Below are 13,321 nucleotides of genomic sequence, written 5' to 3'. Positions count from 1 at the left end.
GCGGCCCTGTTCGATCACTCACATGAGGTAATCAATCGTCCGGCTCCCCAGGCGCGGGTTTTTTCGCACCGGGCCGGGGGCGGGCGAAGCGCGGACTTTTTACTCGTCCTTCTCGTCCTACTCTTCTCCCTCTTCTCTCGGCGGCCGGTCGGCGACCACCAGGCCCGATTCCAGGAGCCTGGTCGCGAGCGCCGTCCGCGAGGCCACCCGGAACTTGCGCATCGCCGACCTCACCTGGGTGCCCACGGTCTGGGCGGACACCACGAGTTCGTCGGCGATCTGCCGGTTCGTCCGGCCTTCGACCAGCAGCCGGGCGACTTCCAGTTCGCGTGGCGAGAGCCGGTCGCCGTAGCCGGGCCTGCCGGGGGGCCTGCGGGCTCCCCGTCGCCCGGCCAACGCCCGCGTCACCCGGGCCGCGTCGCCCTGGGCACCGAGCCGCGACAGTTCCTTCGCGACGTCGGTGAGCAGGCGTACGCCGGCCCCGTCCCGGCCGGCGGCGAGCAGGCAGTGGCCCCGACGCTCCCCGGCGAGCAGGGCGTCGTACGGGCGTGGCAGCGCGTCCCACGCCTCGGCCGCCCGCGCGAACAGCTCCGCGGCATCCATGAACTGACCGCGGTCCTCCGCGAGGAGCGCCCGGCAGGTCATGAGGGCGGTACGGGGCGCGGGCGCGTTCCTGCCGTCCAGGCTGCGTTCGAGCGCCGTGACCAGCTCGGCGGCCTCGGCGGACCGGCCCACGGCCAGCAGCGCCTCGACCCGTACGAGAGCGACCTCGGTGACCCCGGGCCACAGCCCCCGGACCACGGTGATCTCGGCCGGTTCCTCGGTGAGGCGCAGCGCCTCCGCCGGATCGCCGTCGCGCAGGCGCAGCCGTGCCAGGGCGGTCGCGGCCTCGACCCGCTGCTGATCGTCGCGTCCGGCGAAGCGCAGCCGCTCCTCGGCGCCCTTCCGGTCGCCGGCCGCGGCCATGAGCAGACCTGCGACGAGGGCCGCCGCGGCCCTGTCCCGCAGCCGCATCCCGAGATCGTCGTCACTCAGCCGTGCCGCCCGCTCGGCGAGTCCCGTCCAGGCGCCGGTGGCCCAGTCGAGGCGGGTGCGCACGGAGGCGATGCTGCCCAGGTAGTCGAGGAGTTCGAAGCGTTCGCTGAGGGCGAGGGAGCGGTCGAGGCGTGCGGCGGCCTCGGCGTAGCGGCCCCAACGTATGGCCTCCTCACCGACGTTCGCATGGCCGATCGCGGAGATCTCCGCCTCCTGCGTGCCCGCCACCTCGTCGGGGATCTCCCGGGCCACGTCCCAGCCGGTCTCCTCCCCGAGCGTCAGCAGCGCGTAGGAACGTTCCACCAGCTGGCGCAGGCGGTCGTACGGTGTGAGCGAGGGGACCTCCGGCAGCCTGGTCAGCCATTCCAGGTGCTCCGAGGCCGGCCGTGCCTGCCCGAACGGCAGGGCCAGCAAGAGGTGCGCCCGTGCCGCCTCCGGCGAACGGGCCGGGAGGTGGGCGACCGCCTCCCGTATCTCCAGCCAGCCCGCCTGCATCTCTCCCGCCGCCATGAGCACCCGGCCGGTCTGGAAGCGGACGAGTGCTTCCTGTTCGGGCGGCAGCGTCCGGTCGCGCAGCGCGGCCCGCAGGGACCGCACGATGCCGGAATAGGGGTCGGCTCCGTGCAAAGCCTGGAACTGGATGTTCGCCACCAGCCGTGCCACCGCCTCGGCGGGCAGGGGGACGGTGGTGACCAGACTGTGCAGCAGCAGCGCGGAGGTCGCCACGTCACCGGACTGCGCGCACAGACCGGCCGCCTCCTCCGTGTAGGTGCGCGCGGCCTCGGCCTCACCGGCCAGCCGGAAGTGCCGGGCCAGCTCCGCGGCGGGCGCCACCCCCCGGTCCTCCAGCGCGTGGGCGGCCCGCAGGTGCATGCCGCGCTGCTCGCGGACCGGGACGACCGCGTACAGGGCCTGGCCGGTGAGCGAGTGCCTGAACAACCACTGACCGGCCCTGTTCTCGCGTATCAGACCGCTGTCCAGCGCCTCGGTCACCGCGGGGGAGAACCGCTCGTCGGGCAGTCCCGCCACCGCCGGCAGGATGCCGTGATCGGCCGGGCCGGAGAGCACCGACAGCGCGTACAGAACCGTACGGGTGTCGGGGCGAAGCCGCCCGACGCGTTCCAGGACGCCGTCGCGGATCGTGGGCGGCACATCGATGCGGTCGAGGCGGCGGCGCGCCCATCCACCGGGTCGGCGGACCAGGTCCGCCCGGTCGTGCATCAGCCGCACCGTCTCCTCGACGGCCAGCGGCACGCCTTCCGTGCCCGCGTGGAGGAAGGCCGCGAACTCGGCGGAGATGTGCTCGTCCGCCAGCATCGAGGAGACGAACTCGGCGGTGTCACCGACATCCAGCGCCTTGGGGGTCAGCCGAACGAGGTGTGCCTCGGCGGGCAGCCGGGAGGACAGCCGCAGCAGCAGGGAGTCGGCCGGCACCTCCTCGCCCCGGTAGGTGAGCACCAGACTCACCGGCTGGGGCCGCCGCGAGACCAGGAACAGCAGGAACTCCAGGGTCGCCTCGTCGGCCCAGTGCACGTCCTCCAGGACCAGCAGCGCCACATCGAGGCGGTCGAGCACCTCGACGAAGGCGCGGAACAGCCGGTGCCGGGCGGCCGTCGCGTCGTCCAACGGCTCGGGCGCCGGGGGGAGTCCGGCCGCCCATTCGGGGAACAGCGGGCGCAGCGCACCGGCCAGACCACTGAGCCCGAGCCCGGCGACACCGTCCGCACCGCCGACGCCGTCGCGCACCGCGTCGACGACCGCCCCGAGCGTGTACGGCACGCGCAGATCGGGGCAGGCGCCGGTCAGGGTGCGGGTCACCCGTCCGGCGTGCGACGCGGCGAACTCCCGCAGCAGACGGGTCTTGCCGATGCCGGCCTCGCCGTCGATCAGGACCACGCTCGGCCGGTGCAGGGCCGCGTCGAGCGCGGCGACCTCACTGTCCCGGCCCACGAACCGCGGCGCCGAGAGCTCCGGCAACGGGCCGCCACCGGTGTCGTTCCGCTCCGCCACGGCCCACCCCTCATCCGTCCCCGGCCCGAACGATCAACGCTGGTGCGGTGCCGACCCTATCCATGCCCCATGCATCCTTCCCCCGCGGAGTACGCACAGGAACGTCATATGCCGCTTCGGGGGTGCGGGCCGTGCGCCCACGCCTTCGGCGAGGGCCCTGCCACCCGGCGGGCCGGGCCGAGGGTGCGCAGAGGTCCTGGCCCCGTGTCCGGACCCCACGCCGCCCACCACCCGATCGGTGGCCATGCTGCAAGCGCTCAGTGAGCCCGAGGCCCGCCTCGACGTCTTCCGCCGGCTGCACCACGACAACACCCGACGCCGCCACTCACGCCTCGGAGCGCGCAGCCCGAACGGCCTATGAGCCAGAGTCCCGGACAGGGCCCTCCTCTCCAGCAGGCCCCTTCCTCATGGTCAGGTCACCTTGTCGCACAGCGGCTCGACCGAACCGTGCAGCAGGTCCAGGGTCTTGTACCCGGTGGCCGAGACTTCCAATGTGTACACGCCGTCCACGGTGTACAGGCCGCGTGCCACGCTCCCTGCGCCCTCGCCGAAGCCGGCCAGAATCGGGCCGGTGACGTACCACGTCTGCGAGTGGTCCGCACGGACCACCACGACGGCCCGGCCGCTCGCGTCCGTGTCGTACGAGGCACCGGTCCCCGAGTTGGTCACCCGGATGACCAGTGCGCCCTTGTACTCCAGTACCTGAGTGCCGTCCTCGTACGTCGCGAGGGTGCGCCGTACCACCTCATCGACGACCGGCCCGCCGTGCACGGCGACGTCGCAGCGGGCTCCGGCCGGATACGCCCAGGAAGACGAGGGCGCGGCCTCCCACGGTCCCGGGGCAACGGTTGCGGAGGCGGGGGCGGCGGTGACAAGCGGGGCGGCGAGCACGCCGCAGACGGCCAGGGCCAGGACGGACCTGCGCATGGTGAACTCCTCAGTGTGTGACAGCAGATGCGGACGACCTCAGCCAACGCCCACCTCCTGACCACAACCTGACCACCGCCCCGTAGGGTGCTCGCACCATGGACTTCGCCCTCCTGGGGCCCTTCGAGGCCCGCCACGAAGGACGGCCTGTGCCGCTCGGCATCCGCCGCCAGGAACGGTGCCTGCTCGCCTTCCTCCTCCTGGAGGCCGGCCGGACCGTCCCCACCGCCCGCCTCGCCGACCTGCTGTGGAACGGCACCCCGCACTCCACCGCCCGCACCACCCTGCACACCTACGTCGGCCGACTGCGGGCCGCGCTCAGGCCGTACGGCGTCAGCGTCTCCACCCGGCACGACGGCTACGCGGTCGAGACCGACGGACACACCGTGGACGTGCGGGAGTTCCTCGCCCTCCTCGGCCGCGCCGCCCACCCCGGCGACCCCGGCGAACAGCTCCGCTGCCACGACCGCGCCCTCGCGCTCTGGCGCGGCCCCCTCCTCGACGGCACCCTCGACCCCGAGCAGCGCGCCCGGCTCGGCGGCCGGCTGACCGAACTCCGCCTCACCGCCCTCGAACAGCGCGCCGAAGCCCACCTCACCATGGGCCTGCACACCCGCGTCCTCGCCGACCTCGCCCCACTCGCCGCCGCGCACCCCGGCCGAGAACGCCTGGTGGCCGCCCTGATGACCGCCCTCTACCGGGACCGCCGCCAGGCCGAGGCACTGGAGGCGTACCGGACCACCCGTCACCATCTGGCCGGCTCACTCGGCATCGATCCCGGCCCTGCGCTCTCCACCCTGCACGAGCGGATCCTCGCCGCCGACCCCCGCCTCGACCGCCCGCCGGCCCCGCTCTACGCCGTCCGCGTCCGCGACCACTGGCTCCCCTGGACCACCGGCGGCCACCCCGCCCTGGAGTTCTGCAACACCTACGCCGGCTGGCACCGCAGCCCTGAAATCCCCGGCTCCGACTGGCTCCGGAACTACGCGACCCTCGCCGTCTGGGCCGGCCACCTCGACCTCGCCGACGACACCGTCGTCGACGGACTCCTCGGCCTGGCCCGGGCCTGCCCCGACGAGGCCGCCGCCGCCCTGGCCGAGGCCAGGAAGTTCCGCACCGCCCTCTACGCCTGCCTCACCGACCCCGCCGACGGGCGCGCCTTCCGCGCCGTCGCCGCCACAGCCGGCGAGGCAGCGGCCGCCGCCGTCCTCACCACCGGAAACGACGGCCTCGCCCAGTGGCGTCTGCCTCCGTCAGCCGGCCTGCGCCTCCCGCTCCTGGCCACCGCCCGGGCCGCCGCCGACCTCCTCACAACCCCTACCCGCCTCACCCTCCGCGCCTGCCCCGGCGCCGACTGCGGCTGGCTGTTCCAGGACGCGACGGGCCGCCGGCGCTGGTGCTCCCTCTCCACCTGCGGCAACGGCCCATCCCCACCGCCAACGGCCGACGCATGACCCCACGGAGGTATGTCTCCGCTGCGACGACCGGCCCCCCACACCAGGAGCCGGCGCCCTGGGGCGAACCAGCACCCGCCATCGGCCGCAAGGCCGCGCGGCGCTTGATCCGCTTTGACGGCCATCATCGCGCTTCTTCGATTTCGCCACCGATCGCGTGATGGGCCGCAAAGCGCAACGAGCGAGGCCCCTGGGCCGTTGACGGAGCCGTCCGACGTCTCCATCACGTCGCTCGGGGGCCTTGTGGGGATTCCGTCCTGCCGCACTCGATACCTGCCTCATGCGGTCGTGGAGTGGGTCGCCATCCCGATCGTCACACGTGAGGGCGACCGGCGTTGCAAGCTCCGTCCGTCCCAGCGCGCGAGCACACCCCTCGCGCGAAGATCGCCGCCGGGTTCGACCGCCCGATGGACCGACCGGCACGTGAATGGCGCCACGCGCGGGCGGACGCTGCGCTTCCCGGCCGGCGGGGTGGCCGGCACCACCCCCGGCGGGTGAAATCTGGCGCAACCGTAGAGTCACGTGACGACCCCGAACCAGCACCATCGGGGTATCTCCGGATAGGTCGGTCATTGAATGGAAACGCGGTCCAAGCCGATGAATCGACTCAAACTGGGTGAGCATGAGCGAGACCTTCCTCCCCGCTTCGCAGTGTGCTGTTTTCCGCTACGCGGAGGAGTGGCGAACACCTGCTTCCGCTGCGCGGAGGTTCTGGGTGCAAGGTCCCTGACCTGCTATTTGTCCGTGCCTGAGAATCCAACAAGAGCCAACGCGACGCCCCTTGACGGTGCAGACGGCGACGACGCATAGTCACTTTGTCCGCGAGGCGGAGGCGGAGTCTTCGTGTGGTGGAGGTGTGGGCGTGGCAATCGACTGGGATGACCGGGGCCGACTGGTCGGAGAGACGCCGAGGTCAGAGGTGAATTTCGGCCAGAGCATGCGGCCCGGCGAACGTGCACCGTCCTGGGCGTCGGTAGGGGTGTCGGAGGTCTCTCGGGTCCCGCGACCGAGCCGGCGGCCTGCCTGGCAGGCCGCCGCGGCCGTCGGAATCCCGTAGTCGACCGCGGAGGGATCAACTCGGCCGCCGACGCCGTCGCATTCCTCCTTGCCGGTGCGACTGCCGTAGAGGTGGGCACCGCGACCATCGACCGTCGGCGAGCCATGGTCGAAACCGTCCGCACGCTCGACGAGGCATGCCGGGCTCGGCGCCGTCCACGTCGCCGGCATCCATCGCCTCCGCCGCCACAGGAGAACGTATGCGAGGGGCCGATGCCTTCCCGGTGAACGACGGGACCGATGCGATGGCCGTGGCGGGTGCGCCGCGTCCCGCGCCCGCCGGCCCGTCCGGAGAGAACGCGGTCTCCGCCTCGTCCTGTCGGCACGCATGGGGCGGCTCACCCCTGTTGAAGCCGGCCTTCGCACTCTCCGCGGCCGGTGTGGGAATCCGCTTGCCACCAGCCAGGCGATCGGCCTGGCCAGAGGGCGGCTGACACCACCTGCCCGCCGCACCACCGGCCACGTCGCGCAGCCCAGCCCCATAGCAGTTGCACAAAGGAGACCTTCCATGCAAGTTGTGGTTCGAGCGCTAGAAGTGCTGCGGGCCGTGGCGGCCAAACCCAAGGGCGCCACGCTCCAGGAGCTGCACAATGAACTGGGTATCCCGACAGGCAGCCTGCACCGGCTGCTCGCCACGCTGGCGGCAGAGGCGTTCGTCACCCGCTCCGCGATGAACCGCCGATACTTCCTCGGCCCCGTCGCCCACCAGCTCGCCGAGGGGAACCAGCACCGTTCCGCGCTTCTGGTCACCCCGCACCACGCAGTGGTCGCAGCGGCGGAGGCGAGTGGTGAGACCGTCTTTCTCACGGAACTCATCGGGGACAGGGCGGTCTGTGTCGCCCTGTCCGAAGGGCGCCACCCCTTGCGCCTGTTCGTTCGCATCGGTCAGGAGATGCCGCTGCACGCTGCGGCGTCCAGCCGGTCGATCCTGGCCCACTGCCCCGACCCCGTTGTGCGCAGACTGCTGGGCAAGCACGATCTCATCGCGTTCACGGAGGAGACGCCCCGGACCGTCGAAGAAGTGCTCGCTCACCTCGCGTTGGTGAGGACGCGTGGGTACGACGTGTGCGACGACGAGCTCGACCGGTGCGTGTGGGCCGTTTCATCGCCGATCTTCACCTCCACAGGTTCGGTTGCCGCGAGCGTGACACTCACGGCGGCGGGCGGCCGGATGCGTGATGAGCGGGCCCGCGCCGAGGCTTTGCGGACCATCCAGGCCGCCGCACACGACCTCTCGGCCGAACTCGGCTTCAGCGGGAAGAGGCCCGACACCGCGGGCGTGCCGGCTCGGTCGACGCTGCTCCGGCAGGAGTCGAAGGACGCGGACACGCCTCGGGCGGATCCCTGGGCGCTGCCGGGGGCGATGACTGCGCACCACCTCCCTGCGAAGGAGTCCCGATGAGCCTTCGCTCAATCCCCGCACCGAATGGAGAGAGGAACTCCTCATGAGTAACGCATCCGGCTCGATCACCACCGTCGCCGCGGCCGTCCGGAAGCTGGGCACGGCATCCGACGCCTACGGACCGACACTGAACACGACAGTCTCCCTGAGCGCGGTGGAGCTCGTCGGTACAGCGCTCTGCGAGGCCCTGCGTCCGTACTGTCCCACCACACTTGCCTTCTGGAACTCCAGTGACGACAGCGTGCTCGGTCACGTCGTCGCCCGGGAGCTGGGCGCCTCAGTCGTCCGCGCGGACGAGATCGCGGGTATCGCCGCTCTTTCCGACGACATCGCCGTCGGCGCGCGCGTCGTCCTGCTTGCAACCGCGTGGACCAACGAGAAGTACCTGAAGGCACTTACGGCGATCGTCCGGAAGCACTCGGCCGAAGTCGTCGCTGTGGCCTCGGTGTTCGAGAGCCCGGCGCTGCGCGACCGCGGGGTGCCGGCGGTCTGCCTGCTCGACGCGGACCGGCGGGACGGCGAAGGGCCGGCAAGGACCTCGGAAGCCGAGGCATGACCTACTTCGGTGAACCCCATGCGATGGGAGCGCTCCCAGCGCGCTTGGGCGATGATCACGCGCATCGTCCAGGCGCCACTCCTGCGTCAGGCATGGTGACCACCGGCCGCGCCGGACGCCTGCGCCAGGCGGCGCCACACCACGGTCATCCGTTCTCCGTTGAAAGAGGCATCATGCATCGCGCTGTCGCTACGCCGGATTCCGCCGAAGAGATGATGCCGCAGCTCTGGGAGCTCGAGGGCGCCACGGACACCGTCTACCGAGCGATCCTGCGGCGCCCCGGAGTGCGGGTCGAGGATCTCCGGGCCAGCCTGCAGATCGGCCAGGGAGAGTTCCGCCAAGCCCTGCGCACACTCTCCGATCTCGCGCTCATTCACAACTCCTGGGAGAGGGCGGGTGATATACACCCGGTGAGCCCGCAACTCGGCTTCCAGGCTCTGCTGGCCAGAAAGCAGGGCGACATCGCCCGACAGCAGCTGGCGCTGGAGGAGACCCGTGCGCAACTGGGCTCGATGGTCGACCACTACATGCTGCAGTTCGCGGCCGCCCGGGGCATGGGCGTCGAGCGCATCCATGGAGCCGCTACCGTGCGCATGCGCACGCGGCAGCTGATGTCGGTCACAGAACGGGAACTGATGGTGCTTGCCCCGGACGGGCCGCCGGGGGAGGGGGACGGGCCGATGTCCGAACCGCTCACGGAGACGATGCTTTCCCGCCCGATCGAGGTACGGGCTGTGTGCCCCGAGCGTGTATGCCGAGGGTGGGGGCCGGAGGGGCAGTCGCCGGAGCCGGCGCGGCACCCTGCGGAGTACCGGACGGTGCCGGAACTCTCCGTCTGTCTGCGCATTGCGGACCGCCGGACGGCCTTGGTCCAACTGAACAGCGAAGACCCGTCGCGGGAGGCACTCGTCATCGAGGAACCCGCCATGGTCGCCATCCTGGTCTCGTTCTTCGAGACCGTCTGGTTCTCGGCTGTTCCGCTCAGTACAGGAACGCGCGGCGACGAGGCACTCTCCCCGCAGCACCTCGAACTACTGCACCTGCTCGGGCAGGGGCTGACGGATGAAGCCGCGGCCAGAAGGATGGGCATCTCGCTGCGGACCGAGCGCCGGATGCTGACCAAGCTCTCGCAGTGTCTCAACGCACAAAGCAGATTCCAGCTGGGGCAGCGAGTCGCTGAGCGCCGGCTGCTGTAGCCCCGCCGCATGTCGCCACGTGCAGAGGACGGCGGCGGCGCTGTGCGCGAAGCCGCCGCCGTCCGACTACCTTACTTGCAGTTCTGGCAGCCGCGCTTCACGGCACCGGTCGACAGCTGGCGCAGGACATCAGAGTTCACGTTCATGGTTGTCTCCGAATCGATTGGTATGCCTGGTGGCATACGCGGTCAGAACACGGTTCCGAACCGACTGGATATTCTGGAACCGTCGAGGTGAAGCGTCGCACGCTGAATCGCCGAGTGTCACTCAATTCGCCTGGCACGAAAAAGCCTGGCATGTTCTTGCCGCAAACTCGTGTGGCACAAAAGTGCCTGGAGACTTTGTGTCAGCCTTCGGGGGTGGCCCATCCCCATCGTGTCCGGCACGCTTCTGCGGGGGCGAATGCCGGATGCCAGGAGCCCGCTTCGAGGGCCGTTGCTCAGGTAAGGACTTCAGATGGCATGCGAACACCTCACGAGTGAGGTTTCCGCGGCGGATCGGGCAATTCTGGGTGGGCAGCCTTCATGCATGTGCCAGCTCATGAAGAAGTCGCCCAGGCTGCCGTGCGGGAGCTGTGGGAGCCGATAGCCGGCGGCACGGCAGCCGCCACGACTTTGCGCGAGAACGAGACCTGAGGGGGCGGCGTCGATGACGGCACCTGGACACATGGACTTTGAAGGACTGCTCGGTGTCAGGCGACGCGCTGCGCGCGAGGAACTCGCCGAGACCGTGCGGACACTGGCGGCGCAGCAGGAGCCGCACAGTAAAGTCATCCCTGTGGCGCCGCTGAACGCCTTCTACGAACCAAGGCTTTACAGCCAACTGGTACTCGGCGGATTTCCCTCCATGACGGCCGACCAGCTCCTCCTCGCCGCCACACCGGGCGAAGAGACCGAATTCTCCGTCCTCACGGACGACGAAGGCGTCATCTGTCTCCCCGGCCTCGGGCAGTGTGCGACCGAGCGCCGCTCCGTCGCCCTGCCCGTACGCCGCATGCCCGAAACCGGTGCGCTCGAACTGGAGGGCGGCGACGAGACGTACGCGATCGAGCCGGCGGGCTTCGTTCCCGGTACCCGCATCGAGCTCGCCGAGCGGCTCGACCCCATTCTGCGAACGTTCCTCGACATGTATATCGACGAACCCGAGAAACTGACCGTCGTCAGCGATGGCAGCACGTACCTGCCGCAGATCGGGCGCGCACTCGAAGTGATCGCGGCCGTGAGCCCTGTGTACCACCAGGCCCTCATCGAGTCGCTACGGGCGATCCTGCTCTTCCAGCACCCGACGGCGGAGTCGTTCGCCGCTCTCGGCATGCACGGCATGATCTTTCTCAACGTGCCCGATGGAGCCGGCGCCGGCTACTTCGTCGAAGAACTCGTCCACCAGGGGGGCCATGTGCTCTTCAGCGAGGCGACCCTCAACCGTGGTGACTTCTTCCGCGTGGACCCCGAATCTCCTCTCTCGGAGATCATCGGGCAGGAGGACCCGCGGAATGTGTACGACGCCTTCCACGGGCTGTTCACGGAGCACATGGAGTACCAGATCGTTCTCGGTGCCCTGGACGACGGTCCGGACCTCGCCGATGAGCGCCCGTCCTTCGAAGAGCACCTGCGCTCCGTGACCGCCCGGCACCAGCGCGACCTGCGCCTGATCGAGCCGCACGCGGACAAGGTCTTCACCGAACTCGGCAACGAGGTCTTCACTGCCTTCCAGCAGACCTATGAGCGGGCAGTACGCAGCCACCCCGTGCTGTTCGGCGGTCCCCCGGATGCCGAGGAACTGCTGCGTGAGCTGATCGCGATCCCGAGCGTCAATCCGCTGCTGCCGGGTTCCGAAGGCGTCCCGGACGAGCGGGACATGGCCGCCTTCGTGGCGGAACGGCTACGGACGGCGGGGGTCGAGGTCCGCACGCAGGAGATATCCGCCGGCCGGTGCAACGTGATCGCCAGGCTGCCCCGCGCGGGAGAGGCCGACGACAACGTCGTCCTGCTCAGCGCTCACATGGACACCTACCCCGCGGGCGGACCGCGCGCGGCGTACGAACCGGTCGGTGACGGCCGTACGCTGTACGGACGAGGCAGCGCGGATGCCAAGGGGTCGCTCGCGGCCATGGTGACGGCCTTCCTCCAGGCCGCGGCCGAACCGAACAGGCGTGAGGCGTATCTGGCCGCCACCGTCGACGAGGAGTGCCTGCTGCGCGGCGTTCGCGCTCTGGCCGAGCACGGTATGCGCCCCACCCTGGGCATCACCGGAGAGCCCACCCTGCTGGCCCCCGTCGCTGCGCAGAAGGGCATTGTCCGCGGCACGTTCCTGGTGAGCGGACCCCCCTGCCACGCGGCCTATCCCGCCGACGTCACCGCCGTCTCCTGTGCGGCCGAACTGGTCGGCGCCGTCGGCCGGCTGAATGCGGCGCTGGGCGCCCGTCCCGGTCACTCCTCGCTGGGTTCCCCCACCGTGACGGTCACCCGGCTGGACAGCTCCGGCGGCATGAATCTCAGCGCGGCAGAAGTGACCGTCGCCTTCGACGCCCGCTTCCTGCCGGGGACCACCGGCGAGGACTTCGCCACGAGCATGGAGAGTGAGCTGCGCGAACTACTGCCGGCCCACGTGGATTTCGCCCTCCAGCCGTTGGCCTTCGTCTCACCGCCCAACGAGGCTTCCTCGGCGGACCCGCTGGTCGCCGAGTTCTACGCGGTGGTGAGAGACGTGGTGGGAACCTGCGAACCGGAGGCATTCGCCTACGGCAGTGAGGCGGGCGTACTGGCGGAGTTCTGCCGGGCGAGCCTGGTCTTCGGCCCCGGCGACGCGCGCTGCTCACACGCCGAGACCGAGGGCGTCGAACTCGGACAACTCACCGCGGCCACCGACATCTTCCGCAGCATCCTGCTCGGCGTCCAGCCGTGACGGCGGCACCCCCATCAAGACGGGAACATGAAGTGACAGCATCCCCCCATCGCACGTCCGAGACCGCACGCGAGCGACTGTGCCTGGCCCTCGACCTCCCCGACCGAGGCGAGATCATCCGCCTGGTGGACGAGTTGAAGGACGTCATCGGGTACTTCAAGCTCAACTCGGCCTTCACACTCCACGGGCCCGACCTCGTCCGGGAGATCCTGGAGCGGGATGTCAAGATCTTCATGGACCTCAAACTCCATGACATCCCCAACACCCTCGCCGGTTACGGCCATGCCGTGACGAGCCTCGGCGCCCACATCGTCACCCTGCACACGGGCGGCGGGATCGAGATGATGCGCGCGGCGGTGACCGCAGCGGACAAGACGGCGGCGGAGCTGGGGGTCGAGCGTCCGAAGCTGGTGGGCGTCACCCTGCTCACCAGTGTCGACGAGCAGACACTCAACGGTGACCTCAACGTGCCCGGCACCGTCGAGGACGAGGTCGGACGCAGGGCCCTGCTGGCCGCCGAGGCGGGCCTCGACGGCATCGTCTGCGCGCCCTCCGACATCGAGGCGGTCAGGCACGGTCTGCCGGAGGACTTCTTCTACGTGACGCCGGGCACCCGGTCTCCGGGCGAGAGCGGCAACGATCACAAGCGGATCGGCACCCATGCCGAAGCGCTGGCCGGCGGCTCTTCGCTGCTGGTCCTGGGGCGCCGTATCCATCACGCACGCGACCGCCGGCGGGCCGCCCTCGAGGTGCTGCGCGAGATCGAAGGAGCGGCCTGAGC

At 70.5% G+C, this 13,321-nt stretch carries 9 protein-coding genes; 7 read left to right on the top strand and 2 right to left on the bottom strand.

What is annotated here, in order from left to right:
- Positions 1–117 precede the first annotated feature (117 nt).
- Both ACLQ2N_RS25385 and ACLQ2N_RS25380 read right to left on the bottom strand, forming a co-directional pair.
- Entirely contained in the window at positions 118–3,045 is a 2,928-nt protein-coding gene (locus ACLQ2N_RS25385; protein ID WP_425816453.1) for an ATP-binding protein, read from the bottom strand.
- Positions 3,046–3,456: 411 nt separating this feature from the next.
- The gene (locus ACLQ2N_RS25380) at positions 3,457–3,972 is read right to left on the bottom strand and encodes a hypothetical protein (RefSeq protein WP_425816452.1); all 516 of its coding nucleotides are present in this window, start codon (positions 3,970–3,972) and stop codon (positions 3,457–3,459) included.
- A 98-nt stretch (positions 3,973–4,070) separates the two neighbouring features.
- On the opposite strand from ACLQ2N_RS25380, the gene ACLQ2N_RS25375 reads away from it, so the two are divergent.
- The 7 genes from ACLQ2N_RS25375 (at position 4,071) to pyrF (ending at position 13,319) form a co-directional block, all read left to right on the top strand.
- A complete protein-coding gene (locus tag ACLQ2N_RS25375; RefSeq protein WP_425816451.1) occupies positions 4,071–5,426 on the top strand; it encodes a BTAD domain-containing putative transcriptional regulator in 1,356 nt (451 codons plus the stop codon).
- Positions 5,427–6,389: 963 nt separating this feature from the next.
- Entirely contained in the window at positions 6,390–6,710 is a 321-nt protein-coding gene (locus tag ACLQ2N_RS25370; RefSeq protein WP_425816580.1) for a hypothetical protein, read from the top strand.
- A 280-nt stretch (positions 6,711–6,990) separates the two neighbouring features.
- The gene (locus ACLQ2N_RS25365) at positions 6,991–7,884 is read left to right on the top strand and encodes an IclR family transcriptional regulator (RefSeq protein WP_425816450.1); all 894 of its coding nucleotides are present in this window, start codon (positions 6,991–6,993) and stop codon (positions 7,882–7,884) included.
- Positions 7,885–7,927: 43 nt separating this feature from the next.
- Positions 7,928–8,440 (top strand): hypothetical protein, encoded by a 513-nt coding sequence (locus tag ACLQ2N_RS25360; RefSeq protein ID WP_425816449.1) that lies wholly within the window; start codon positions 7,928–7,930, stop codon positions 8,438–8,440.
- A 92-nt stretch (positions 8,441–8,532) separates the two neighbouring features.
- Positions 8,533–9,636, top strand: a complete 1,104-nt coding sequence (locus ACLQ2N_RS25355) for a hypothetical protein (protein ID WP_425816448.1) — start codon at positions 8,533–8,535, stop codon at positions 9,634–9,636.
- Positions 9,637–10,302: 666 nt separating this feature from the next.
- Positions 10,303–12,540 carry a M20 family metallopeptidase gene (locus ACLQ2N_RS25350; protein WP_425816447.1) on the top strand — a complete coding sequence of 746 codons (2,238 nt, stop codon included), beginning with the start codon at positions 10,303–10,305 and terminating at the stop codon, positions 12,538–12,540.
- Between the two features lie 32 nt (positions 12,541–12,572).
- Positions 12,573–13,319, top strand: a complete 747-nt coding sequence (pyrF, locus tag ACLQ2N_RS25345) for an orotidine-5'-phosphate decarboxylase (protein WP_425816446.1) — start codon at positions 12,573–12,575, stop codon at positions 13,317–13,319.
- Positions 13,320–13,321: the final 2 nt, after the last annotated feature.

The organism is Streptomyces sp. DT224 (assembly GCF_049844595.1).
GTDB lineage: Bacteria > Actinomycetota > Actinomycetes > Streptomycetales > Streptomycetaceae > Streptomyces.
Note: the sequence above shows the minus strand (reverse complement) of the source record. Positions and strands in the feature narration are given on the sequence as shown.

Coding starts and splice junctions, on each gene's coding strand:
- ACLQ2N_RS25380 (WP_425816452.1), bottom strand. CDS start 3,972: ATGCGCAGGTCCGTCCTGGCCCTGGCCGTCTGCGGCGTGCTCGCCGCC.
- ACLQ2N_RS25360 (WP_425816449.1), top strand. CDS start 7,928: ATGAGTAACGCATCCGGCTCGATCACCACCGTCGCCGCGGCCGTCCGG.
- ACLQ2N_RS25375 (WP_425816451.1), top strand. CDS start 4,071: ATGGACTTCGCCCTCCTGGGGCCCTTCGAGGCCCGCCACGAAGGACGG.
- ACLQ2N_RS25365 (WP_425816450.1), top strand. CDS start 6,991: ATGCAAGTTGTGGTTCGAGCGCTAGAAGTGCTGCGGGCCGTGGCGGCC.
- ACLQ2N_RS25355 (WP_425816448.1), top strand. CDS start 8,533: ATGGTGACCACCGGCCGCGCCGGACGCCTGCGCCAGGCGGCGCCACAC.
- ACLQ2N_RS25350 (WP_425816447.1), top strand. CDS start 10,303: ATGGACTTTGAAGGACTGCTCGGTGTCAGGCGACGCGCTGCGCGCGAG.